We start from the raw sequence: 23,139 nt of genomic DNA on the forward strand, positions 1-23,139 counted from the left end.
TCAACCTTTCCGGCGCAAATTGCAACGCGGCCACCGATCCTGCCATTAAGTCTGTGATAATTCGGGCCTTTTCCAGCACTTTTTAGGCCTTCCAAACGATTGACTGAAACGGGCGCATAAAGGATTGTCCCGCCGAATTTTAGTTCTGGAGCCCTTCTTGATGACCGGCACGTCCCCGTCCGATTTCGCCAAACGTCTGGACAAGACCGCTGATGATACCGAGGCCCTGCTCGGGCGCCTGCTGTCGGACGATATCCTGCACGATGAGATCGCCCGGCCCAAGCGACTGATGGACGCAATGCGCTATTCGAGCCTGAACGGCGGCAAGCGTTTGCGGCCGTTCCTGGTGGTCGAGAGCGCAGCCGTATTCGGCGTGCCGCGCGAAGCGGCCCTGCTCGTGGGCGCGGCGCTCGAATGCATCCACTGCTATTCGCTGATCCATGACGACCTGCCGGCAATGGACAATTCGGACCTGCGCCGCGGCCGGCCCACCCTGCACAAGAAGACCGATGACGCCACCGCGATCCTCGCCGGCGACGGCCTGCTGACGCTCGCCTTCGACATCGTCACCCGCGACGAGATCCATCGCGACGCCAACGTGCGGCTGCTTTTGACGCGCGCTCTTGCGCGCTGCGCCGGCATCGGCGGCATGGTCGGCGGCCAGATCCTCGATCTCGCCGGCGAAGGCCGCTTTGGCGGCAACGAGCCGATCGATGTCGCCCGGATCCAGCAGATGAAGACCGGCGCCCTGCTGCGCTACGGCTGCATCGCCGGTGCGATCCTCGGCCAGGCCTCGCAGCAGGAATATCAGGCGCTCGACGATTACGGCCGCGCGCTCGGCGAAGCCTTCCAGATCGCGGACGACCTGCTCGACGTCGAGGGCGATGCGGCAGCCCTCGGCAAGCCGTCCGGCCAGGATGCAGCCCTCGGCAAGACCACTTTCGTCACCCAGCTCGGCATCGAGGGCGCCAAGCAGCGCGTGCGCGACCTGCTGGCGCGGGCCGACAGCGCGGTCTCGATCTTCGGCGACCGCGCCGCCGTGCTGCAGGCGGCGGCACGCTTCGTCGCCGAGCGGAAGAACTAATAGCTCCGGGCTCCTTCACCTCTCCCGCTTTGCGGGAGAGGTCGACACGCTCGCAGAGCGTGGCGGGTGAGGGCTCTCTCCTCTTGGGGGTCCTCGATTGTGGAGGCACCCTCTCCCCACCCCTCCCCCGCGAGCGGGGGAGGGAGCGCACCTACGATGCGGCCACAACGAGAGTTGAGTGAGAGAGCCGTCCCGTCATGGCTACAAACAAGGAAGATCCCGCCCTCGCCCGCTTCCGCAAGATGTCGCGGCCGGTACGGTTGATCTATGCGCGGCCGCGGACCTTCATCGCGGTCGCGGCCGGCATCCTGGTCGGCCTGCTGCTGCCGGGCTCGTATCGGCTGGTGACGCGGTTCCTGTTCGGCTGGGACGCGCTGATCGCGGTCTATCTCGTGCTGGTCTATGCGATGATGCTGTGCAACGACCACCACCACATCCGCCGCGCCGCCGCGATGCAGGACGACGGCCGCTTCGTGATCCTGCTGGTGACGGCGACCGGCGCCTTCGCCAGCATCGCGGCAATCGTCTCCGAACTCGGCACGCCACATCGCGGAGTGCTGGAGTTGAGCATCGCCATCGCCACCATCGCATTGTCGTGGGCCGCCGTGCACACGACCTTCGCGCTGCATTACGCGCATGAATATTACCGCAGCGCCACGCCGGGCCTGCAATTCCCGAGCGGCGACAAGGAAGACCACGCCGACTATTGGGACTTCGTCTATTTCTCGTTCGTGATCGGCATGACCGCGCAGGTCTCCGACGTCGGCATCACCGACAAGACGATCCGCCGCACAGCCACCGCGCACGGGATCGTGTCGTTCATCTATAACACGGCCTTGCTGGCCCTGACGGTGAACATCGCAGCGAGCGCGATCTCGACCTGAATTCGTCCGAGCGTTGCCAGACGACGCTCTCGACCACGCGCGCCCTCAGCGACACACCTCGACATTGGCGTCGTTGTGGGGGCCGCCGCCGCCGCGATATTCGAGATGGCAGCCGCGGTTGACGGGACGGCAGCCGATGCTGTTGCAGAATATCTGCCCGCCGCCCGCGGGACGGCTGGCACCAGCCGCGGCGGCAATGCCGGCCGCGGCACCATAGCCGCCCGCCGCGCCAGCGGCAGCACCGCCGGCCTGACGACGCTGCCGGGCGGGACGCTCGTCACCGTCGTCGCGCTTCGCCGTCGCGGGCTTGGCCGGCTTCGCGGCGCGCTGTTTCTCGCACTCATTGTCGTCGTTGACCGCATAGCCCTCGCGGCAGACGATCTTCGTGCACTTGTCGCCGTCGGCCTTGAAGCCGTGCTCGCAAACCAGCGGACAAACCCGCGACGGCTTGGCCTTGACCGCATCGAGCGCGTCGGTGCTCGCGACCTTCACGTCGAGCTTGGTGCCGGCATAGCGATTGAACTGCGACAGCGAGCGCTGCGCGGACGTACTCCAGGTGCCGTCGGCTGTGCCTGAGAAGCACCCGACGCGGCCGAGCTCGGTCTGCACCGACCGGTTGAGATCGGCCGGCGCGGTCGGCGGCGTCAGCGAGGCGACATTGGTGCCGGCCGGACTCGCCGTGCTGGCTGGCGCGGCGCTCGGAGCCGCGGCGGCGAGGTTGACGCGCTGCTGCTCGGCGGCGGCTGCCTGCTGCTGCGCCTGCTCCTTCGCCTTCTGCGCGGTAAGCTGGGCCTGCTCGGCGGCTTTGGCGTCGGCCGCGGCTTTGGCCTGTGCGTCCTTCTGGGCGCCGAGGGCCGCGAGACGATCGCGCTCGGCCTCGGCCTGCTTCGCTTTCGCGATGGCCGCTGCATGGGCCTGCTCGGCACCGATCTTTTCGACCTGGAGCTTGGCGAGATTCGCATAGAAGCCATCGGGGTGCTGGGCGAGGAAAGCGTCCCATGCCGCCTTGTTGCCAACCTGCAGCGCGAGCTCATAGTCGCGGCGGATATCGGCCTGCGGGTTCGCCACGGGCGCGACCGGCGCAGCGGCCACCACCTTGACTGGAACCAGCGGCACGTCCTCGCCGCCGAGCGAGCCGTAGACGAACGGCTCCTGCTTATTGCCGGTCGACTTGAGCACCTCGTCGCGCACGAAACCGAAGGCGCGGCGGACATCGAGGCCCGGCGTCGTCAGATACTTCGACAGCGCCACCGTAAAGGGACTGTTGGCGCCGTCGCCGTCCTGGGCGGTGAAGCCGGCCTTCGCCGAATAGGCGATCAGCGTGTTGGGGCTGGTCGGCTCGACTTGTGCGAGGCCCCGACCCATGGCGCGCGAGGCAATCGTGCGCTTCATCCTCTTGGCGAACGGATTGTCGCGGCAGGCATCCAGGATCACCAGGCGGAGCTGCTTGGCGGGCTCGACGGCAACGAGGACGCGGTCGAGCGAAAGCGCCTCGTCAAAGACGTCGGTGTCGCGCTCGAGCTTGGCGTCGACCGGAATCAGATAGTTCGAGCCCTCGACCTCGATACCGTGGCCGGCATAGTAAACCACGGCGATGTCGGCCGTGCGGGTGGCGTCGGCAAAATCGCGCAGCACGCGACGGGTGTCCTGCGCGGACAAATCGTGCCGGGAATCGACGACATCGAAACCGGCCTCCTTCAGCGTCTTGGCCATCACCGCACCGTCATTGACGGGGTTGGTGAGCGACGGCGCGTGCTGATACGCCGAGTTGGCAAGCACCAGCGCGACGCGCTTTCCGGCAAACGCGGGATCCGGGCCGAACAGCAGCGCTGCGGCGAGGAGAAGCGGGCAGAGCCTGAGCAGATTGCGCATGACACGACTTCCGAGGTTCGGGGCGTCTCGAGCCCCCTTTGGGACCGCTTTAGCAGGATCTGGTGGCGATGCTTGTGATGGAGGTCACGAAGATCGCACCGACGACCGCCCGAAAGGCCCCCTCTGTTTGTCGCGCCAGCGCAGCCGCGGTTCGGCGGCCCAGCCGGTGTTCCGGCGAGTTCCACTAGCCGTCGCCGATATGCCCCCGATATTGCGGCAGATTGTCCGTAATTTCGTGCCAGGGCGCCTTCGAGCCGACAAAAATGTGGGCGCTCGGCCGGATCGAAGGGGCATCGACCAGGGCTCCCATGGCGACATGGACCCATTGTCCGTTGCGTACCCGGGAGTAAAGCAGCGAGCCGCATCGCCCACAATGGGCGTCATGGGCGGTGTCGTCGCCGAAAATGAGACGCTGGTCGTCACCCCTGACGATGCGGAGCTTGTCCTGCGGGATGCCGGCGAACGGCTTGAAGGCCGAACCGGTGGTGCGGCGGCAATTCGAACAATGGCAGTTCATCGCATAGGAGAACGCGTCGGCCACCTCGAAGCGGACGGTGCGGCAGTAGCATTCGCCGATCAAGATACGCGCGTTCGAATTTTCTGATCCGGTCATGGCAAGCCCTGGCGCAAATGGCTGACACACCCATAGCGCATTTTGACGTCTAAGACTAAGTTCGCCGCAAGCCATCATGCAAAAGGGTGACCCATGAGCCAGAACCGTTCGAGCGTCGAAGCCGTCGTGCAATCCTATTTTGACGGCCTTTACGAGAGCGACGCCGAGAAGCTCGGCGCCATCTTCCATCCCTCGGCAGATTTGCGCTGGGTCGAGAAGGGCGAGTTGCAGGTGCTGTCTGTGCCCGACTGGCTCGAGCGCGTGCGCAAGCGTCCCTCCGCCAAGGCCGAGGGCAAGCCGCGCGAGGATTTCATCGTCACCATCGACCGCTCGGACGAGAAAACCGCCTTCATCAAGGTCCGTTGCCAATTGCCGCCGCGCTACTTCACCGATTATTTGGTGGCGATGAAGCTCGCCGACGGCTGGCAGATCGTGTCGAAATCGTATCGGTATGACCTGAGGGAGTGAGTCCTCCCGATCTTCCGCCGCCCGAAATCTGTCGCACTCGTTCTCCATTCGTCATTGCGAGTGAAGCGAAGCAATCCAGGATCTCGCCTCGGAGGCCGACTGGATCGCTTCGCTCCGCTCGCAATGACGGTGCGGATAAAGCGTCCGCTACATCCCTATCCCTTCTGACCCACGCCAAAGGTCTCCCATGCTTGTCGATCGCCGCTCCCTGCTCGCCTCCCTGTGCTGGATCGCCGCGTCTCCCGCGGTCGCCGCGGAGGCGCCAGCCGAACTCGAATCCTACGAACGCGAGAGCGGCGGGCGGGTCGGGCTCTATGCGGAGAACCTTGCGACCGGCGCAAAGCTCAGCTGGCGCGCCGATGAGCGCTTCGTCATGTGCTCGACCTTCAAGGCCTCGCTCGCGGCTTGCGTGCTGGCGCGGGTCGATCGCGGCGAGGAGCAACTCGCGGCCATGATCCCTTACGGCAAGGCCGACCTGCTGGAATATGCGCCGGTCGCCAAGCAGAATCTCGCGGCCGGCACGATGTCAGTCGCCGAAATGTGCAAGGCGATCGTCGAGCTCAGCGACAACACCTGCGCCAATCTGCTGCTGGCACGGATCGGCGGGCCGGCTGCCCTCACGGCATTCTGGCGATCGATTGACGACAACACCTCGCGGCTCGATCATAATGAGCCCGAGCTCAACCGCTCGCCGCCCGGCAATCCCCAGGACACCACGACGCCGGCAGCGATGGCGGGCAATTTGCGGCGTCTGGTGGTGGGCGACGCCCTGTCGCCGGCCTCGCGCGCCCTGCTCACGGAGTGGATGGTGAACTGCAAGACCGGCGCGAACCGGCTGCGCGGCGGCCTGCCCGCAAGCTGGACCATCGGCGACAAGACCGGCAACAACGGCAAGGATGCAGCGGGCGACATCGCGGTCGTCTGGCCCAAACCCGACACGCCGATCCTGATCACGGCTTACGTCCAGGGCGGCGCGCCGAATGCGGCGCAGATCGAGGCCGCGTTCGCGCGGATCGGCCGGACGGTGGCTGCGCGGCTGGCGTCAGCCGCGCATTGACGCAGCAGTCGCTTCCGGGTCAAGACAGGCTGCCATGGAAGCGAAGTTTCAGATTTTTATCATCCTGCTCGCCGTATTGGCGGGCGTGGCGCTGGCCGCACGCCGCTTCAACATCGCGCCCGCCATCCTGCTGATGCTGGCCGGCGTCGGCCTCGCCTTCGTGCCCGGCATGCCCCAGGTGGAATTGCCGCCGGAACTGGTGCTGCTGATGGTGCTGCCGCCGCTGATCTACTCGGCCAGCGTCGCCATGAGCTGGCGCGAGTTCAGGAAGAATTTGCGCCCCATCGTGCTGCTCGCGGTCGGCGCCGTGATCTTCACCGCAGCGATGGTGGCGGCCGCGACGCATTACATGATCGGCCTGCCCTGGACCATCGGCTTCCTACTCGGCGCCATCGTCGCGCCGCCCGACGTGGTGGCGCCGCTCGCGATCGCGCGCCGGCTCAACATGCCGCGGCGGCTGCTGGTCATCCTCGAGGGTGAAGGGCTCGCCAACGATGCCACCGCGCTGATCCTCTACCGTTTTGCGCTGGCCGCAATCATGGTCGGGCATTTCTCGCTGCCGCTTGCGGCCGGCGAATTCCTCCTCATCGTCGCCAGCGAGATCGCCTTCGGCATCGGCGTCGGTTGGCTCTCCCTTCGCTTCCGCAAATGGTCCGGAGACCCGCAGGTCGAGCTGACGCTGTCGCTGATCACGCCCTACGTCTCCTATTGGCTGCCCGAGCATGTCGGCGGCTCCGGCGTGATCGCGACCGTCGCCTGCGGGCTCTATGTGAGCTGGAACGGTCCGCTGCTGATCTCGTCGGCGACGCGCCTGCAAGGCATCTTCTTCTGGGACCTCGTGATCTACCTGATCGAGGGCGTGCTGTTCCTGCTCACGGGCTTCCAGATGCGCGCGCTCTACGAGAAATCGAAGGCGTTCCCGCTCGACGACATCCTGATCGCAACCGCCGTGGTCCTGGTGATCGTCGTGATCGCGCGCTTCGCCTGGCTCTATCCGGCAACCTATCTGCCGCGGATGCTCAGCAAGTCGCTGCGCCAGCGCGATCCGTCGCCACCATGGCAATGGCCGTTCGTGCTCGCCTTCACCGGCGTGCGCGGCGCGGTGTCGCTCGCGGCCGCGCTGGCGCTGCCGTTCACGTTGCCGGACGGCGAGGCCTTTCCGTATCGCGACCTGATCCTGTTCGTCGCCTTCGGCGTCATCTTCGTCACGCTGATCGGCATCGGCCTCACGCTGCCGCCGGTGGTGCGCTGGCTCGGTGTCGCGCAGGCCGGCCGCAACGAGCATGTCGCCGAGCACGAGGCCGAGATCGCCGCGCGCCGCCAGGCCCTCGACGCCGCGCTGAAGTCGCTCGAAGCCATGACTGCGGGACAGGAAGTCTCCGGCGAGGTGATGCGGCTTCTGCGTGCACGTCACGAGATCCGCGTCAACCAGCTGCCGGATTCACTCGATCCCGCCCACCACGACGTTTCCGCCGCCGGCACCGCGCTGACCCGCGACTTGATCGCCGCCGAACGCAAATTCATTCACAACCTGCTGCGCGACGGCCAGATCACCGACGAGACGCGGCGGCGGATCGAGCGCGACCTGGATCTGGAGGAGGCGAGCCTGGCGAACCGGGAGTATCGGGGCGGGCCGTTGTAGCCTACCGCTTCGCGCAAAACTCTCCCACTGCGGCCGCCACGGCTCCCGCGATCGTCTCCTGCCGCTCCGGCGAGTTCATCTCCATCTCCTCGTCGCGATTGATGATCGAGCCGGCTTCCAGCAACACGGCCGCACTTCTCGTTCGCGAAAGCACCACGAGCCCGTCATAGCGGTAGACGCCGAAATCTTTGTCGAGGAGCTGGCGCCGGTAGCGGCCCATCACCGGCAAGGTGTACTGGCTGGCATAGCGCAGGCCCTGCTCCTTCAACTGCCGACCGATCATCCGTGCCAGCTTCAGGCTGGTGGCGAAGTGCGGATTGCGTTCGGAGACGAAGAGCGAATGGCCCGAATAGCGATCACTGAAATAGCTGCTTGCACCGTCGAACTCCCAAGCCTCGAGCATCTTGTCGGGCACCGAATCGTGGTGCACCGACAGCAACAGATCGGCCCGGCCGTCATTCGCGGCGCTGACCCGCTTGAACAGGCTCGGCCGCGCCTTGCCGTCCGTGACGAGCAGGCGGGTCGACGCGAAGCCTTCGGACTTGAGCTTCGCCGTGATGCGTTTTGCGAGAACGAGATTGAAGCCGAACTCCGGATCGTTGCGCGCGCTGAGGGCGCCGTAGGAGTCCGGGGTGTGCCCGACGTCGACCACGATCCGAAATTTCGGCATCTCGCATCTGGTCGGTGATTGCGGCTGCTTTGGCTTGGCTTTCGCGATCTTTCGCGCGGCGGCGGCCTCGCTGCGGCCGGCAGGCAGGAGCGATGACAACAGGATCGCGGCGACCAGTCCGGCGATGATGCTGCGCGATGGCCCCACGCGTTGCTCCGCTGCCGCGACCAGCGGACGGCCGACGAAGCCCGCGACATCGCCAAGACGTTCCAGCATCACGGCCGGCAGCTCCTTGGACTTGCTGTTGACGCAGGCGTTCCGGAACCGGATTCGGGCAGGAATTTATTGTCCTCTGCGCGAAGCATGGAAGATCCCCCCGATTTGCTTTCGGGAAGATTGGCGCGGGACCGGCAGGACGTCAACGCAGGAGCTGCACAGATCATGTCGTAGGGGTGGGCAAAGGCGCTCTTGCGCCGTGCCCACCATCTCTCTCGATCGCAAAAAATGCGTGGGCACGCTGCGCTTTGCCCACCCTACGGCACCGCGGCCTAGACCGGCCGCTCCCCCTTCACCGTGACGCGCGTGCCCGAGCGCGTGTGCGGCCAGTAGTCCCACATCGCGCGGTGCTGGGTGCAGCGGTTGTCCCAGAACGCGATCGCGTTCTCGGTCCAACGGAAGCGGCATTGGAACAGCGGATTTTCGGCGTGCTGGTACAGATAGGCCAGCATCGCATCGCTCTCGTCGCGGGGGATGCCGTTGATGTGCCGGGTGAAGCCGCGGTTGACGTAAAGCGCTTTCTTGCCGGTGACCGGATGCGTGCGCACCACGGGATGCTCGGCGTGCGGATAGCTCGGCCGGTCCGCAACGCCGTAGTTCGCATAGAGCCCGCGATAGATCGGCTCGCCGTCGTGCAGCGCGGTGAGGCCATCGAGATAGGTCTTCATGCGGTCCGACAGCGCCTCATAGGCTGCGTACATATTGGCGAACAGCGTGTCTCCGCCGCGCGGCGGACATTGCTTGATGTAGAGGATCGAGCCCATCGGCGGCTCGAGATCGCAGGACACATCGGAGTGCCAGCCCTCGCCGTTGGCCCGCGGCGAGTTCTTGTCGGCGTAGATCTTCATCAACGCCGGGTCTTCGTCCTCGTGCGGTGCGGCGGGATGGAAATGCAGCTCGCCGAACTTGCGGCCGAAGGCGAGATGCTGCTGCGGCGTGATATGCTGGTCGCGGAAGAAGATGACGAGGTTCTCGGCCAGCGCGCGGTGGATCTCGTCCATCTGCCGGTTGGAGCCCGCTTCGTCCGAGACGAGCTTGCCGATGTCCACGCCCGAGATTTCCGCGCCGATGATCGGCGTGAGCTTTTCCACCGCGATGGTCTCGTATGGCGCACCGTCCTCGGCCGTGTGGCGATAGCGCGGACCCTGCCTGCCGGCGAGCGAGCTCATGGGTGTTGCTCCCAATCATTGTTGATTGAGAGCCATCGTAGCGCGCGGTGACAGATACGCAATCTGCGCTGCAAACACGGCCGTCGTCCCGGGGCGCGCAAAGCGCGAGCCCGGGACCCATAACCACAGGATTGGGTTTGACGAAGATTCGGAGTGACAGCTCACCATAACCACAACGGCCCGTGGTTATGGGCCCCCGCCTTCGCGGGGGCGACGAGCGGAGCGCGGGCTACAGCTGAGTGAAATCACTCCGCCGCGGTCACCGGCACTTTGGCGCCCTGGCCGTAACGCTGCTCGATATAGTCGATCACCAGCGCCTTGAAGTCGGCGGAGATGGTGGGGCCGCGCAGCGTGCGGAACTTCTTGCCATCGACGAAGACGGGCGCCGCCGGCGCTTCGCCGGTGCCCGGCAGCGAGATGCCGATATTGGCGTGCTTGGATTCGCCGGGGCCGTTGACGATGCAGCCCATCACCGCGACGTTGAGCTCCTCGACCCCCGGATATTTCGTCTTCCAGACCGGCATCTCGTCGCGGATGAAATCCTGGATCGAGCGCGCCAGCTCCTGGAACGTGGTCGAGGTGGTGCGGCCGCAGCCGGGGCATGCTGCGACCAGCGGCACGAAGGTACGGAAACCCATGGTCTGCAGCAGCTCCTGGCCGACCTGCACTTCACGGGTGCGATCGCCGCCGGGCTCAGGCGTCAGCGAGATGCGGATGGTGTCGCCGATGCCCTGCTGCAAGAGGATGCCGAGCGCGGCCGAGGACGCCACGATGCCCTTCGTGCCCATGCCGGCTTCGGTCAGGCCGAGATGGATGGCGTAATCGGATCGGCTGGCGAGGTCCTGATAGACCGCGATCAGATCCTGCACCGCCGAGACTTTTGCGGAGAGGATGATGCGGTTCTTGGGCATGCCGAGCTCTTCGGCGCGCGCCGCCGAGAGCAGCGCAGACTGCACCATGGCCTCGCGCGTCACGGCGCGGACGTCGCGCGGATTGGCGGAGGCTGCGTTCTCGTCCATCAGCCTGGTCAAGAGCTCCTGGTCGAGCGAGCCCCAATTGGCGCCGATGCGGACCGGCTTGTTGTTCTTGTTCGCGATCTCGATGATGTCGGCGAACTGGGTGTCGCGCTTGTCCTTGAAGCCGACATTGCCGGGATTGATGCGGTACTTGGCGAGCGCCTCGGCGCAGGCCGGATAGGCCGCGAGCAGCTTGTGGCCGATATAGTGGAAGTCGCCGATCAGCGGCGTGGTGATGCCGCGCTTGGCGAGGCCGTCGCGAATGTGCGGAACGGCGGCCGCGGCTTCCTCGCGGTCCACGGTGATGCGGACCATCTCGGAGCCGGCGCGCGCCAGCGCTGCGACCTGGGCGATGGTACCGTCGATGTCGGCGGTATCGGTGTTGGTCATCGACTGCACGACGATCGGCGCACCGCCGCCGACGGCGACGTCGCCGACCTTGACCTGGGTGGTACGATGGCGCGGCGCAGGCCCCGCGATGTCGGAATCGATGGTGGTTTCGGGCTTGTTCATGGGGTCCAAATATCAGGTTTTGGTGACGTTCAGCAATGCATCAGCCGGCGCCGCAGCCGTTTGGCTCGGACGGTTAACCAGAAAAAGCCCAGCAATTACAAGGAGGGCGGCCGCCCCGAACGCCAGGCTTAGGGTGTCGTGCATGATGAAATAGCTACCCACCACGCCAAACAAAGGGGTGATGAAGGTAAAAGCCGACAATTTGCTGGCCGAATAGGCCTTCACCAGCGCGAACCAAAGCGTGAACGTGGTTCCAACCACCCAGATCGCCTGGAACGCCATCAGGCCGAGCGACAGCGGCGCCGGCGTGTGGGTGATGCTCTCGCCGAACAGCCAGGCCGCGAGCCCCAGGATCGGGATCGAGGTGGCGACCTGATAACCGAGCGCCTTCTCGGGCGCGGCAAACCGCAGCCGCGTGCCCTTGGCCACCAGCGTGGTGGCCGCCCACAGCGCGGCGCCGCCGACGATCATGAGGTCGCCGAGCAGGACATGCGAGTCGACATTGGGCTGCGGCACGCCGATCGCGAGGGCGACGCCGGCAAAGCTGATGGCGAGGCCCAGCCATTGCGAGGCGCCGAGCCGCTCGCCAAGCACCTGGTAGGAGCCGAGCGCAACGAAGAACGGCGCGGTGTAGAGGAACACCACCGCGCGCGATGCGGAGGTGAGGCGCAGCCCCTGGAAGATCAGCACGAATTCGATGCCGAACATCAGCCCGGCAATCAGGCCCGGCTTCCAGGTGCGGTCGTTCTCGAAGAATTTCACGCCGCGAAACGTGCCGATGATGAACAGCACCGGCAGCGCGCCCGCCGAGCGGATCGTAGCCTGGAGCATCGGCGGGATGTCCGGCAGCACCAGCTTCACCGCGATCTGGTTGAACCCCCAGGTCAGGCACAGCATGAGCATCAGGGCGATGGCGCCGGCACTGAGAGGACGTGCGGCAGAATGGTTGGCTTGTGATGAGGACATGTCTTCCCGAAAAACCGGCTTTGCGCCGTTGTTGCTCTATGCAGCTTTCTGGCAATGAGTGCAGACGCCCGTGATCTCCACCACGGACAGCTTCGGAGCAAAGCCCGAGCCGCGCGCCGCGGCATTGAGGTCCCCGGCGAATGACGCCGACGGGATCTCGCCGACCAGGCCACAGCGCTCGCAGATCAGGAACGCCACCGCCGAGGTCGCGTCGTGGTCGTGGGCGGCACAGGCGAGGTAGGCGTTGCGGCTTTCGATGCGGTGCACGAGACCGTTGGCCATCAGGAAATCGAGCGCGCGATAGACCGTGATCGGCGCCGGCCGCGACATGGACTTGGCGAGCTCGTCGATCACCTCGTAGGCGCCGAGTGGGCGATGGCTGGAGAGCAGCGCTGCCAACACCTGGCGGCGGAGGGGCGTGAATTTCTGCGCGCGCTGCTCGCAAACCTCCTCGGCATGCGCCAGCGCATCCGCGGTGCAGCGGCCGTGATCGTGATCGGGCGCGGGGAATGCCGGCTTGGCGAGGGTCATGCGCTGACAATCTTAGCATCCGGGCTGGGGAACCCAAAGCGCCACCATGCAGACGGCTGCCAGCCATGCTCGCGCTGCGGGGCAGCCTCCTCTGAACTCGGCATGGGAATAATCGTAAGCTTGCTTATTATATTCCGAGCTTATTGGAGACCAAGCTCATGAGCCGCGGGTCCGTCGACCAGAACTTCCTGTTCACGCTGGGCGAGCTTTACCGCCTCTTGCGAGTCTATGCCGACAAGGAGGCAAGGCGGTTCGGCATTACCCGCGCGCAATGGGCGGTGCTGGCCAAGGTCGAGCGCAGCGAGGGCATGAAGCAATCGGAACTCGCCGAGCTGCTAGAGATGCAGCCGATCACGCTGACCCGCCTGATCGACAAGCTCTGCGACAATGACTGGATCGAGCGCCGCAGCGACGCTTCGGACCGCCGCGTCAAGCGCCTCTATCTCAAGAAGGCCGGCCGGCAATTGCTGGGCCGGATGAGCGGGTTGAAGTCCGAGCTGACGGCCAACGCGCTCGACGGCATCGCACCGGCGGACGCCCACCGCCTCCTGACCCAGCTCGAGACCATCAAGGAAAACGTGCGCACCGCGATCCAGAGATCCGGCGCTGAGCAAGCACGCAAGGAGCAGCGCTATGGCTGACCAGGTCCTCAAGTTCCAGCCCGAGCAGAAGACCGAGAGCGGCAAGCCCACCAAGAAAGCCGGCACCGACCCGCGCCGCCGCCTGGTCGCGGGCCTGCGCCGCTATCGCCGCTTCCTGCTTCTGGTCGTGCTGCCCGTTGCCGCCGCCATCGGCGGCCTCACCCTTTACCTGCATGGCGGCCGCTATGTCGGCACCGACGACGCCTATGTCGGCGCCCAGAAGGTGCTGGTGACGCCCGACATCTCCGGCAAGATCCTGAAGGTGGTCGTGAAGGAGGGCCAGTCGGTCAAGCGCGGCGACGAGCTGTTCGAGATCGACCCCGTTCCGTTCCGCCTCGCGGTGGACGAGGCCAAGGCGCAGCTCGCGCAGGCCCGCACGACCTATGACAACCTCGTCGCCAACATCAAGATCTATGGCGACATGCTCGATCTGGCCCAGCAGGGCATCGATCTGAAGAAGCGCGATGTCGAGCGCAAGCAGGCGCTGGTGAAGAACAATTTTGGCTCGCAGCTCGACCTCGACAACGCCTCGAATGCACTGGTCACCGCCGGCGCGCAGGCGCAATATATCAAGCAGCAACTCTCCAACGCCAGGACGCAGCTGCTCGGCGACCCCGAATTGCCGCTGGAGCAATTCCCGCCCTACGCGCAGGCGAAGGCCAAGCTGGACGATGCCCAGCGCAACCTCGATCACACCGTGCTGCGCGCGCCGATGGAAGGTGTGGCAACGCAGGTCGAGCAGATCCAGCTCGGACGCTACGTCGCGGCCGGCACGCCGGTGTTCTCCATCATCGACGTCACCCACCCCTGGGTCGACGCCAATCCGAAGGAGAGCGACCTCACCCACGTCTCCGCAGGGCAGCCTGTCACGCTCGAGGTCGACGCGTTCCCGAACCACGTCTTCAAGGGCAAGATCGGCTCGCTCTCGCCCGGCACCGGCGCGCAATTCGCAATCCTGCCGCCGCAGAACGCGACCGGCAATTTCGTCAAGGTGGTGCAGCGCGTGCCGATCCGCATCTATTTCGACGAGACCGACAAATACGTGCGGAAGCTGAAGGCCGGCATGAGCGTCTATGCCACCATCGACACCGGCCATCAGCGCTCGCTCGCCGGCCTCCTCGGCCTGTCGGCGACCGCGAGTCAGGACAAAGACTAAACCGATAAGACAAAGACTGATCCGATGTCCGGTCCCAACGCCAATCTGATGGTCCCCGGCCTGCGCCGGAACATGGTGACGATCTGCGCCATGACCGCGACCATCATGCAGGCGCTGGACACCACCATCGCCAACGTCGCCTTGCCCTACATGCAGGGCACGCTGTCGGCCTCGCAGGACCAGATCAACTGGGTGCTGACCTCCTACATCGTCGCCGCCGCGATCATGACGGCGCCGGTGGGCTGGATCGCCAACCGCTTCGGCCGCAAGCGCATCTTCATCATCTGCTCGGCCGGCTTCACCATGGCATCGGTGCTGTGCGGCCTCGCGCAGGACATCAACCAGATGGTGCTGTTCCGCCTGCTGCAAGGCGTGTTCGGCGCCGCCCTGGTGCCGCTGTCGCAATCGGTCATGCTCGACTATTACACGCTCCAGGAGCGCGCCAAGGCGATGTCGATCTGGGGCATGGGCGTGATGATGGGCCCGATCATGGGCCCCTCTCTCGGCGCCTGGCTGACCGAGACCTATTCCTGGCACTGGGTGTTCTTCGTCAATCTGCCGTTCGGCGTCATCACGGTGCTCGGGCTGATCGTCTTCATGGACGAGACCAGGAAGGATCTCAGCCTCAGATTTGACTGGTTCGGCTTCGCGGCGCTGGCGATCGCGATCGGCGCGCTCCAGCTCGCGCTCGACCGCGGCGAGCAACTGGGCTGGCTCGAGTCAGGCGAGATCGTCGCCGAGTTCATCGTCTCGGCCGTCGGCTTCTACTTCTTCCTCGCGCACTCCTTCACGACCTCGACCCCGTTCATACGCTTCGCGCTGTTCCGGGATCGCAACTTCGTCACCGGCTGCGTGTTCATGGTCGTGATGGGGCTCGTGCTGTTCTCGACCATGGCGCTGGCCTCGCCCTACATGCAGAACGTGATCGGCTATCCCATCATCACCGCCGGCCTGCTGCTGGCGAGCCGCGGCCTCGGCACCTTCTTCGCCATGATGCTGGTCGGCCGCATGATGCGCTATTTTGAGGCGCGCACGCTCATCATCTCGGGCCTGACGCTGACCGCGGGCTCGCTGTTCCAGATGACCGGCTGGACCGACCTGACCCAAGTGCCGGAGATCGTGACCGTCAGCGTCATCCAGGGCTTCGGCTTCGGCCTCGTCTTCGTGCCGCTCTCGACCGTGGCGTTCCTGACACTGTCGAACGATCTGCGCACCGACGGCACCGCGATGCTGACCCTGATGCGCAACGTCGCGAGCTCGGTCGGCATTTCCGTCGTCATCGCCGAGCTGACGCAGGGAACGCGGCGGACCTACGCGATTCTCTCCGAGCACATCAACCCGTTCAACCACGCGCTGCAGATGCCGGACGTCAGGGGCCTGATCAATCTGTCGACCGACGCCGGCCGCGCCATGGCGGACAGGATGGTCAGCGTGCAGGCGCAGATCATCGCCTTCGCCCACGACTACCAGCTGGTGATGATCTTCATCCTCTGCACCATCCCGCTCGCCTTTCTGATCGGCTCGACCAAGGCCACGCTGCGCAGGCAGGCGGCCGGGCCGGAACATGCGGTGATGGAGTAGTAGATCTCTCGTGCCCCGGACGCAGCGCAGCACGCAAGTGATGCGCTGCAGAGCCGGGGCCCATGCCTGCGGCGCGATGGGTCCCGGTTCGGCGGCGCATCGCTACGCGCTGCACCGCGCCCGGGACAAGAGCCGGGCTACAACAACTCCTCGCAGCCCAAATCGTCCACCGCCGCCATCACCCGCTCCAGATTATTCCACCAGATCACCGGCGGAATGTTGATGCTCCACTGCCAGACCGGCTTGGTGATGTGCCACAGCACCGACCGGCGATAATCCTGGTCGAGTGCTCCGCGGGTGTAGCCGGTGACCCCGTGTGCGTTCAGCATCTCGTAATAACGGTTCAGCAGTATTCGTTCGAGGGCCTGCCGGCGTTCTGGGTACCATTGCGTCGCCATCATATAGGCGAGGTCGTGGGTCGGAACGTTGATGCGCCACTGATCGAAATCGAAGATGCGTACGGCGTCCGTGACGCCCGCGCGTGGCAGTAGGAAATTCCAGGTATGCGCATCGCCATGCGTAATGGTCACGTGGCGATGCGAATGGTAACGTTGCAAGAGCTGCTCCGCCTTCTCGATGAAGCGCCGGTAGAGGGTGCGCCGCTCCTCACTGAGGCGGTCGCCGAGGAGATCGGCGAAACGATCGTAGTGCCCGGCGAAGGTCTCCATCAGTCTCGCACTGTCGTCAGTGCTCATCCAGGTACCGATGGTTTCGCCAAGGCCCGGATGGTCCCACCAGGCCGCATGCCAGCGTGCGAGCGTCGTCACAATCGCGATCGCCTGATCGCGCGATGGCGGCAGCGGCCAAGCCGCCGCGACGTCGTGGCTGTCGGTAAGGTCCTCGAGCAGAAGATGCCAGGTGAGGCTGTCCTCGTCGAAATGTCCGTCGAAGCAGCGGGGCACGAGTCCCGGCGGCATGCTCGGCGTCAGCTGCGTGTAGTATTCCACCTCGCGCCGGCCGCCATTGGCAAGTTTCTCGGCGAAGGCGGAATTCGCGGTCTTCAGGATCAGCGAGTGCGGGGCGCCGGCGGATTCGCCGACATAGCGCAGGCCAAGCCGGACGATATGGGACACGAGGGTGTCGCGCTGGTGCAGCACCTTCACCTCGCGCACCGCGCCTGCGTCCAGCACGCCGCCCCGGCGCAGCGCGGCCGTCAGTCGGGCGGGCTCAACGACCGCCGGCAATTGTGGAGAAGTCATGAACCACGATGCCCCTGTCCCGCGCCATACTGCACGATCGCACCCCCGGACACCAGCAGCCGAGATGCCGCCGGGCTCAGGCTGCCGCGGTCGAGTCGCGCACGGTCCGCACCACGACCGACCGTAGCTGTTCGAGATTGGCCGCCATGCCGGCGATCGCCTGCCTGACCTCCGCGGCGCGCTCGTTCACGGAGGCGGCGTCGCGGCTGACATTGCCGATCTTGGCCGAGACCTCCTTCGCCGCAGTCGCCGATTCGGAAATCGACCGCGCGATCTCCCGCGTCGCGGCGTCCTGCTGTTCCATCCCAGCGGCAACCGATGTCGCCACGCCGTCGATCTCGACGATGTGCGCTCCCATCGTCTCGACGGCATCGACCGCGGCCTGCGTCGAGGCCTGGATCTCGGCGATCAGCCGCGCGATCTCCTCGGTGGATTTGGCGGTCTGGTCCGACAGGGATTTCACCTCGGCGGCGACCACGGCGAAGCCGCGGCCGGCCTCGCCGGCGCGCGCCGCCTCGATCGTGGCGTTGAGCGCCAGCAGGTTGGTCTGGCCGGCGATGCCGCCGATGAGGTCGGAGACCTCGGCGATCTTCTTCACCGATCCGGCCAGCGCCTGGATGGTCGAACGCGCCTGCTCGCGGCCGGCGACCGCCGATTTCGTGACCGTGCTGGTCCGCGCGACCTGGCTCGCGATCTCGCGGATCGAGGCGCTCAGTTCCTCGGCCGCGGCCGAGACGGTCTGCGAACTTCCGAGCGCCTGGGTGGAGGCTGCGGCGACGGCCTGCGACTCTGTCGAGAGCGAACTTGCGATCTCGGACAGGCTGGTGGCAACCCGCTCCACGCCCTGGCTCGCCGCGCTGGCGGTGTCGACCGAGCGGCCGGTCTCACGCTCGACGGTCTCCGCCATCTGTTGCAGCGCGCCACGCTTGGCCAACGCCGCCTCCTGCTCCTGCCGCAACTGTTCCTCGCGCAGGCGGGAATTCTCGACCGCCGCCTGCTTGAACACCACAAGCGCACCCGCCATCGAGCCGACCTCGTCCTGGCGGTGGGTGAACGGAATGTCGGCGGCGAGATCGCCAAGCGAAAGCTTCTGCATCGTGTCCGTCATGCGCACGATCGGGCGCACCACGCCGACGGCAACGCCGAGCAGGCCCGCGGCAACAAAGGCCAGGACGGCGGCGGAGACGCCGAGGAGGATCCAAAGCATCGAGCTGTCGCGGTCCGCGGCCAGCTTCTCCATGGCAGCATTCTGCTTGTTGGCGCTCTCGACGATGCTGTCGATCACGGCGCGATGCGCGGTGTAGGCCTCCTTGAGCTGGGCATAAGCGCGCTCGGACGCAGCCGCGTCCTTGGCGTTGAGAGCCGGCAGGAGCTGGTCGGACGCCTTCCAGAATTTCTGCACTTCGGCGTCGGATTTCGACACCAGCGCCGTCTTCAGGTCGGCCGAGAGGCTGGAGGAGACCCAGAAGGCCTTGCGCTCGTCGTAGTCCTTGCGGAGCTGAACCAGGCGCTCGCCGTGGGCCGCCAGCTGATCCGGCTCGCGCATCGCCAGCGTCGCCTCGAGATAGGCCTCGATGACATATTCCGGCGGCGGCAGAATGTCCGCGATGAGGTCGTTGCCGAGCTTGATGTCGGAATAGAGCGGACCGCCGACCTTGAGCTCTTTCAAGGCGTACAGGCTGGTCGAAACCACGGCGGCAAAGCCGATGGCGAGAACGATGCCAAACGCAACGATCGCAGAGGACAACGACAGACGAAATTTCATGAAACAATCCGGGGCGACGTCGAAACTGCGACCACCCTAGACCAATACGGTAAATACGGAATTGCTTCGCGCCGGAATTGTATCGCGCGAATCCCGCACAAGTACGGAAATTGGCGCCAAGCCAATCGGAATTTGAGTCAGCGAGACTGACGCACCAAAGTGGGAAGACAGCGTTCGGGGCATGATGCAACGCAGCGTCGGCCAACATAGTGCGACATGCGCGCCGAGGACCGGGCCCCCGGCGCGCATTGCTCAGACGTCGAAGAACACCGTCTCGTTGTCGCCCTGGAGATGCAGGTCGAGCCGGTAGATGGACTTGCCAGCCTCCCGCACGGCAATCAGCGTGGCGCGGCGATCGGCGGGCACCAGCTCCAGCACGGGATCGGCGGCGTTGCCGGACTCGTCGCTGAAATAGATGCGGGTGTAGAGATGCCGCAGCATGCCACGGCCGAACACCGCAACGAGGATGTGCGGCGCCTGCGGCTTGCCGTCGGGATCCGGCACCGCGCCCGGCTTGATGGTCTCGAAAGCGTAATGGCCGTCCTTGTCGGTGCCGCAACGGGCAAAGCCGCGAAAGCTCGCATTCGGCAGCGCACGCCTGTCCTGCGGGTCGGCAAAACGGCCCTGCGCGTCCGCCTGCCAGATCTCCAGCATGCAATCCGGCACGGCGACACCATCGCCGTCGAACACGCGGCCTTCGATACGGACCCGATCCCCCGTGACGTCGGGGGTCAGCGTCGAGTGCGTGAATGCGTCGTTCCAGGCGTACTCGCCGGTCGGCGTCAGGCCGTATTTGAAGAACGGGCCGACGGTCTGCGACGGCGTGATCCCATTATCCTGCACTTAGCTGTTCTCCATGGGGGTGGCGTTCTTGCCGCGCAGCACGATGTCGAACCGGTAGCACAGCGCCCATTCGGGCTGGGTGTTCTCGAGATCGAACGAGGAGACCATCCGCGCCCGCGCCTTCTCGTCCGGCACCGAGTTGAAGATCGGGTCGAACGGAAACAGCGGATCGTTCGGGAAGTACATCTGCGTCACGAGGCGCGTGACGAAGGAATGGCCGAACACCGACAGATGGATGTGCGCCGGCCGCCAGGCATTGTGGTGATTGCCCCAGGGATAGGCGCCGGGCTTGATGGTGACGAAGCGATAGTAACCGGACGCATCGCTCACCGTGCGGCCCGCGCCGGTGAAATTCGGATCGAGTGGCGCCGGATGCTGGTCGCGGACATGGACGTAGCGCCCGCAGGAATTGGCCTGCCAGATCTCGACCAATGAGCTCGGTACGCCCCGGCCGTCCTCGTCGCGCACGTGGCCGTGGACGATGATGCGCTCGCCGAGCGGTTCGCCGCTGTGCTGGCGGGTGAGGTCGTCGTCGCCCTCACGCACAGTCTCGTGGCCGTAGACCGGGCCGGTGAGTTCCGACAACGTATGCCGCATCGGGATCAAGGGCTTGTTCGGCGCGCGCTTGATCGAGCTCTTGTAGTCGGGCGACAGCGGCAGCGGATGCGCCTTGTTGCTGTCAGTGGGATAGATGAATGTCATTGGCGAACTCCTCCCCGGCCATTTTCGGTCCGGCCGGTCAACGCTTCCGGCAATCATTATAGGATATAACTAATTGGGGAAAGCGGGTTTTGGGGGCCAGTACGCGCCGGAATTGGCCTGAAGCGCCCTATTTAATCGGTGGCCGCGGCAGCGTGGCCTCGCCGGCTTCGAGCCGATAGGTGTGATCGAGCGAATACCAGGGCGCAACGACCTCCGGCACTGCCGGATGCGGCGAGTCATGGCGCTGGAACTTGCCGATGAGAGCCCGTGTCACACCGAACTGCACATCGCTGTCGATATGCGGGTCGGCGGGATCGTAGACCTGCGAGATCAGCGTCTTGAATCCGGGCTTGAAGATCAGGGCGTGCAGATGCGCGGGTCGATAGGGATGCCGGCCCTGCGCCGCCAGCAAGCGGCCGACCACGCCATTGGTCGGGATGGGATAGCCGACCATCATCACCGAACGGAAGGAGAAGCGCCCATCCTGATCGGTCGTGAACTTGCCACGCAGGTTCATGTCCGCCTGTTCAGGATCCTGGTTCTCGTAGAGGCCGACCGGGGACGCGTGCCAGACGTCGACCTCCGCGCCGGCAACGGGACGGCCATCCTTATCTACAACGCGGCCGCTGACGAACAGCGGCGCGCCCGGGGTCTCCGAGCGCACGATCGAGTCGCCGTTCTCGACCCGCGGCGAGTTCAGCCGCCAGAACGGCCCGAGCAGTGATTGATCGGTTTCCGTATTGCCCTGATCGCCATTGTTGAGCAGGCACACCAATGAGGAAACGCCGAGCGAGCCTGCCATCAGCACGACTTCGTTGTGCGTGTCGGTCGAGAGCTTGCCGAGCTCGGCGATAACAGCCGTGGCGTCGCGAAACTCCTTCTCGGTCAGGCGGACATCGCGGACGAAGGCATGCAGATGCTTGACCAGGGAGCGCATGATCTGGCGCATGCGCGGATCGGAGGTCTGCTCCATCACCGCCAGTGCCGCGGCCGTGACGTCCTGCTCGCGCTCGATGATCATGCCACTATTTCTCCCTGTCATTCCGGGGCAGCCCGACAGGGCTGAACCCGGAATCTCGAGATCCCGGATTCCGCCCTATCGGACGGCTCCGGGATGACCGGACGCTTCGCGTCCGGTCAGTTCAGCTTCTCGATCGCGACCGCGACGCCCTGACCGACGCCGACGCACATGGTGGCGAGCGCGAGCTTGCCGCCGCGCTTTTCCATGCCGTGGACGGCGGTGAGCGCGAGGCGCGCGCCGCTCATGCCGAGGGGATGACCGAGCGCGATGGCGCCGCCATGCGGATTGACGAAATCGGCATCATCGGCGACGCCGAGCTGGCGCATGCAGGCGATGCCCTGGGAGGCGAAGGCCTCGTTGAGCTCGATCAGGTCGAAATCGCTGATCTTCTTGCCGAGGCGTTCCATCAGCTTGCGGGTCGCGGGCACCGGGCCAATGCCCATGATGCGCGGCGGCACACCGGCCGAGGCGAGGCCGAGGATGCGGGCGCGGGGCGTCAGGCCATGCTTCTTCACAGCTAGCTCCGAAGCCAGGATCATCGCGGCAGCGCCGTCATTGACGCCGGAGGCGTTGCCGGCGGTCACGGTGCCCGGGTTGCGCACGATCGGCTTCAGCTTGGCGAGGCCTTCCAGCGTGGTCTCGGGACGCGGATGCTCGTCCTTGTCGACAGTGATGGGACCGGCCTTGCCGCCGGGAATGGTGATCGGCGTGATTTCTTCCGCAAAATAGCCGGAGGCGATCGCCGTGCCGGCGCGCTGCTGCGAGCGGATCGCGAAGGCGTCCTGGTCGGCGCGCGAGACCTGGAATTCCTCCGCGACGTTCTCGCCGGTCTCGGGCATGGCGTCGACGCCGTACTGCGCCTTCAGCAGCGGATTGATGAAGCGCCAGCCGATCGTGGTGTCGAAGATCTCGGCCGAGCGCGAGAAGGCCTCCTGCGCCTTGCCCATCACGAACGGCGCGCGGGTCATCGACTCGACGCCGCCGGCAATGGCGAGCTCGATCTCGCCGGAGCGGATCGCGCGGCCCGCGGCGCCGACGGCATCGAGGCCGGAGGCGCAGAGCCGGTTCAGGGTCTGGCCGGGAACCGAATCCGGCAGACCTGCTAGCAGGAGCGCCATGCGCGCGACGTTGCGGTTGTCCTCGCCGGCCTGGTTGGCGCAGCCAAAGAAGACTTCGTCCACCTGTGCCCAATCGAGATTGGGATGCTTGGCCATCAGCGCCTTGATCGGGGCGGCGGCGAGATCGTCGGCGCGCACCTTGGCGAGCGAGCCGCCGAAGCGGCCGATCGGGGTCCGCACGGCATCGCAAATAAAGACGTCACGCATCGTTGTTCTCCCTGAATGCCGCGGTTCGGCCCAAATTCTTCAATGACCGCGGAGTTTTAGGAGGGCGCCCGCGACAGGTCAATTGACGGTTTCGCGGGTGGCGTATTCGGAGCGGCGCCATGAAATTCCCTCGTCATTCCGGGGCGCCCGAAGGGCGAGCCCGGAATCCATATCCACGAGCCGGGGTTATGGATTCCAGGCCTGC

General features: G+C 65.6%; 21 protein-coding genes. 8 read left to right on the forward strand and 13 right to left on the reverse strand.

Features of this window, described 5'->3' with window-relative positions; genetic code table 11:
* Window positions 1–160 precede the first annotated feature (160 nt).
* Both E4K64_RS10605 and E4K64_RS10615 read left to right on the forward strand, forming a co-directional pair.
* Window positions 161–1,084, forward strand: a complete 924-nt coding sequence (locus E4K64_RS10605; protein ID WP_135163461.1) for a polyprenyl synthetase family protein — start codon at window positions 161–163, stop codon at window positions 1,082–1,084.
* Between the two features lie 197 nt (window positions 1,085–1,281).
* Window positions 1,282–1,968 carry a DUF1345 domain-containing protein gene (locus E4K64_RS10615; RefSeq protein ID WP_135163462.1) on the forward strand — a complete coding sequence of 229 codons (687 nt, stop codon included), beginning with the start codon at window positions 1,282–1,284 and terminating at the stop codon, window positions 1,966–1,968.
* 45 nt (window positions 1,969–2,013) lie between these two features.
* Here E4K64_RS10615 and E4K64_RS10620 read toward each other — a convergent pair whose 3' ends face one another.
* Together E4K64_RS10620 and E4K64_RS10625 are read right to left on the reverse strand one after the other, a co-directional pair.
* Window positions 2,014–3,840, reverse strand: coding sequence for a caspase family protein (locus tag E4K64_RS10620; RefSeq protein ID WP_135163463.1), 1,827 nt, complete (start codon window positions 3,838–3,840; stop codon window positions 2,014–2,016).
* Between the two features lie 184 nt (window positions 3,841–4,024).
* On the reverse strand, window positions 4,025–4,453 hold the full coding sequence (locus E4K64_RS10625) for a GFA family protein (RefSeq protein WP_135163464.1): 429 nt from the start codon (window positions 4,451–4,453) through the stop codon (window positions 4,025–4,027).
* Window positions 4,454–4,546: 93 nt separating this feature from the next.
* On the opposite strand from E4K64_RS10625, the gene E4K64_RS10630 reads away from it, so the two are divergent.
* The 3 genes from E4K64_RS10630 to E4K64_RS10640 all read left to right on the forward strand — a co-directional run bounded on the left by E4K64_RS10630 (window position 4,547) and on the right by E4K64_RS10640 (window position 7,620).
* Window positions 4,547–4,921 (forward strand): nuclear transport factor 2 family protein, encoded by a 375-nt coding sequence (locus E4K64_RS10630; RefSeq protein ID WP_126257121.1) that lies wholly within the window; start codon window positions 4,547–4,549, stop codon window positions 4,919–4,921.
* A gap of 187 nt (window positions 4,922–5,108) precedes the next feature.
* Window positions 5,109–5,978, forward strand: coding sequence for a class A beta-lactamase (gene bla / locus E4K64_RS10635; RefSeq protein WP_135163465.1), 870 nt, complete (start codon window positions 5,109–5,111; stop codon window positions 5,976–5,978).
* 34 nt (window positions 5,979–6,012) lie between these two features.
* Window positions 6,013–7,620 (forward strand): Na+/H+ antiporter, encoded by a 1,608-nt coding sequence (locus E4K64_RS10640; protein WP_135163466.1) that lies wholly within the window; start codon window positions 6,013–6,015, stop codon window positions 7,618–7,620.
* Window position 7,621: 1 nt separating this feature from the next.
* Here E4K64_RS10640 and E4K64_RS10645 read toward each other — a convergent pair whose 3' ends face one another.
* The 5 genes from E4K64_RS10645 to E4K64_RS10665 all read right to left on the reverse strand — a co-directional run bounded on the left by E4K64_RS10645 (window position 7,622) and on the right by E4K64_RS10665 (window position 12,701).
* A complete protein-coding gene (locus tag E4K64_RS10645) occupies window positions 7,622–8,437 on the reverse strand; it encodes an N-acetylmuramoyl-L-alanine amidase (RefSeq protein ID WP_167771951.1) in 816 nt (271 codons plus the stop codon).
* A 341-nt stretch (window positions 8,438–8,778) separates the two neighbouring features.
* On the reverse strand, window positions 8,779–9,675 hold the full coding sequence (locus E4K64_RS10650) for a TauD/TfdA dioxygenase family protein (protein ID WP_135163467.1): 897 nt from the start codon (window positions 9,673–9,675) through the stop codon (window positions 8,779–8,781).
* Window positions 9,676–9,920: 245 nt separating this feature from the next.
* Window positions 9,921–11,204 carry a flavodoxin-dependent (E)-4-hydroxy-3-methylbut-2-enyl-diphosphate synthase gene (gene ispG, locus E4K64_RS10655; protein WP_135163468.1) on the reverse strand — a complete coding sequence of 428 codons (1,284 nt, stop codon included), beginning with the start codon at window positions 11,202–11,204 and terminating at the stop codon, window positions 9,921–9,923.
* A gap of 12 nt (window positions 11,205–11,216) precedes the next feature.
* A complete protein-coding gene (locus tag E4K64_RS10660) occupies window positions 11,217–12,170 on the reverse strand; it encodes a DMT family transporter (protein ID WP_135163469.1) in 954 nt (317 codons plus the stop codon).
* Between the two features lie 36 nt (window positions 12,171–12,206).
* Window positions 12,207–12,701 (reverse strand): Fur family transcriptional regulator, encoded by a 495-nt coding sequence (locus E4K64_RS10665; protein ID WP_135163470.1) that lies wholly within the window; start codon window positions 12,699–12,701, stop codon window positions 12,207–12,209.
* A gap of 158 nt (window positions 12,702–12,859) precedes the next feature.
* Between E4K64_RS10665 and E4K64_RS10670 the strand changes: the two genes are divergently transcribed.
* The 3 genes from E4K64_RS10670 to E4K64_RS10680 are packed head-to-tail and all read left to right on the forward strand — an operon-like array spanning window position 12,860 to window position 16,079.
* Window positions 12,860–13,342, forward strand: coding sequence for a MarR family winged helix-turn-helix transcriptional regulator (locus tag E4K64_RS10670; protein WP_135163471.1), 483 nt, complete (start codon window positions 12,860–12,862; stop codon window positions 13,340–13,342).
* Window positions 13,335–14,498 carry an HlyD family secretion protein gene (locus E4K64_RS10675; RefSeq protein WP_135163472.1) on the forward strand — a complete coding sequence of 388 codons (1,164 nt, stop codon included), beginning with the start codon at window positions 13,335–13,337 and terminating at the stop codon, window positions 14,496–14,498. Before E4K64_RS10670 ends, E4K64_RS10675 begins: the two co-directional genes overlap by 8 nt.
* A gap of 24 nt (window positions 14,499–14,522) precedes the next feature.
* Window positions 14,523–16,079 carry an MDR family MFS transporter gene (locus E4K64_RS10680; protein WP_135163473.1) on the forward strand — a complete coding sequence of 519 codons (1,557 nt, stop codon included), beginning with the start codon at window positions 14,523–14,525 and terminating at the stop codon, window positions 16,077–16,079.
* A gap of 137 nt (window positions 16,080–16,216) precedes the next feature.
* Here the strand turns inward: E4K64_RS10680 and E4K64_RS10685 are convergent, their stop codons facing one another.
* The 6 genes from E4K64_RS10685 to pcaF form a co-directional block, all read right to left on the reverse strand.
* On the reverse strand, window positions 16,217–17,278 hold the full coding sequence (locus E4K64_RS10685; RefSeq protein ID WP_135163474.1) for a phosphotransferase: 1,062 nt from the start codon (window positions 17,276–17,278) through the stop codon (window positions 16,217–16,219).
* 76 nt (window positions 17,279–17,354) lie between these two features.
* Window positions 17,355–19,043: a methyl-accepting chemotaxis protein gene (locus E4K64_RS10690; RefSeq protein ID WP_135163475.1), complete on the reverse strand. Its 1,689-nt coding sequence runs from the start codon at window positions 19,041–19,043 to the stop codon at window positions 17,355–17,357.
* 252 nt (window positions 19,044–19,295) lie between these two features.
* Complete coding sequence (gene pcaG, locus E4K64_RS40245) at window positions 19,296–19,886, reverse strand: protocatechuate 3,4-dioxygenase subunit alpha (RefSeq protein WP_167771936.1); 591 nt, start codon at window positions 19,884–19,886, stop codon at window positions 19,296–19,298.
* The gene (pcaH, locus tag E4K64_RS40250; RefSeq protein WP_167771937.1) at window positions 19,887–20,588 is read right to left on the reverse strand and encodes a protocatechuate 3,4-dioxygenase subunit beta; all 702 of its coding nucleotides are present in this window, start codon (window positions 20,586–20,588) and stop codon (window positions 19,887–19,889) included.
* A gap of 127 nt (window positions 20,589–20,715) precedes the next feature.
* Window positions 20,716–21,609 (reverse strand): dioxygenase family protein, encoded by an 894-nt coding sequence (locus E4K64_RS10700; protein WP_135163476.1) that lies wholly within the window; start codon window positions 21,607–21,609, stop codon window positions 20,716–20,718.
* A 116-nt stretch (window positions 21,610–21,725) separates the two neighbouring features.
* The gene (gene pcaF / locus E4K64_RS10705) at window positions 21,726–22,934 is read right to left on the reverse strand and encodes a 3-oxoadipyl-CoA thiolase (protein ID WP_135163477.1); all 1,209 of its coding nucleotides are present in this window, start codon (window positions 22,932–22,934) and stop codon (window positions 21,726–21,728) included.
* Between the last annotated feature and the right edge of the window lie 205 nt (window positions 22,935–23,139).

The organism is Bradyrhizobium frederickii, from assembly GCF_004570865.1.
Lineage (GTDB): Bacteria > Pseudomonadota > Alphaproteobacteria > Rhizobiales > Xanthobacteraceae > Bradyrhizobium > Bradyrhizobium frederickii.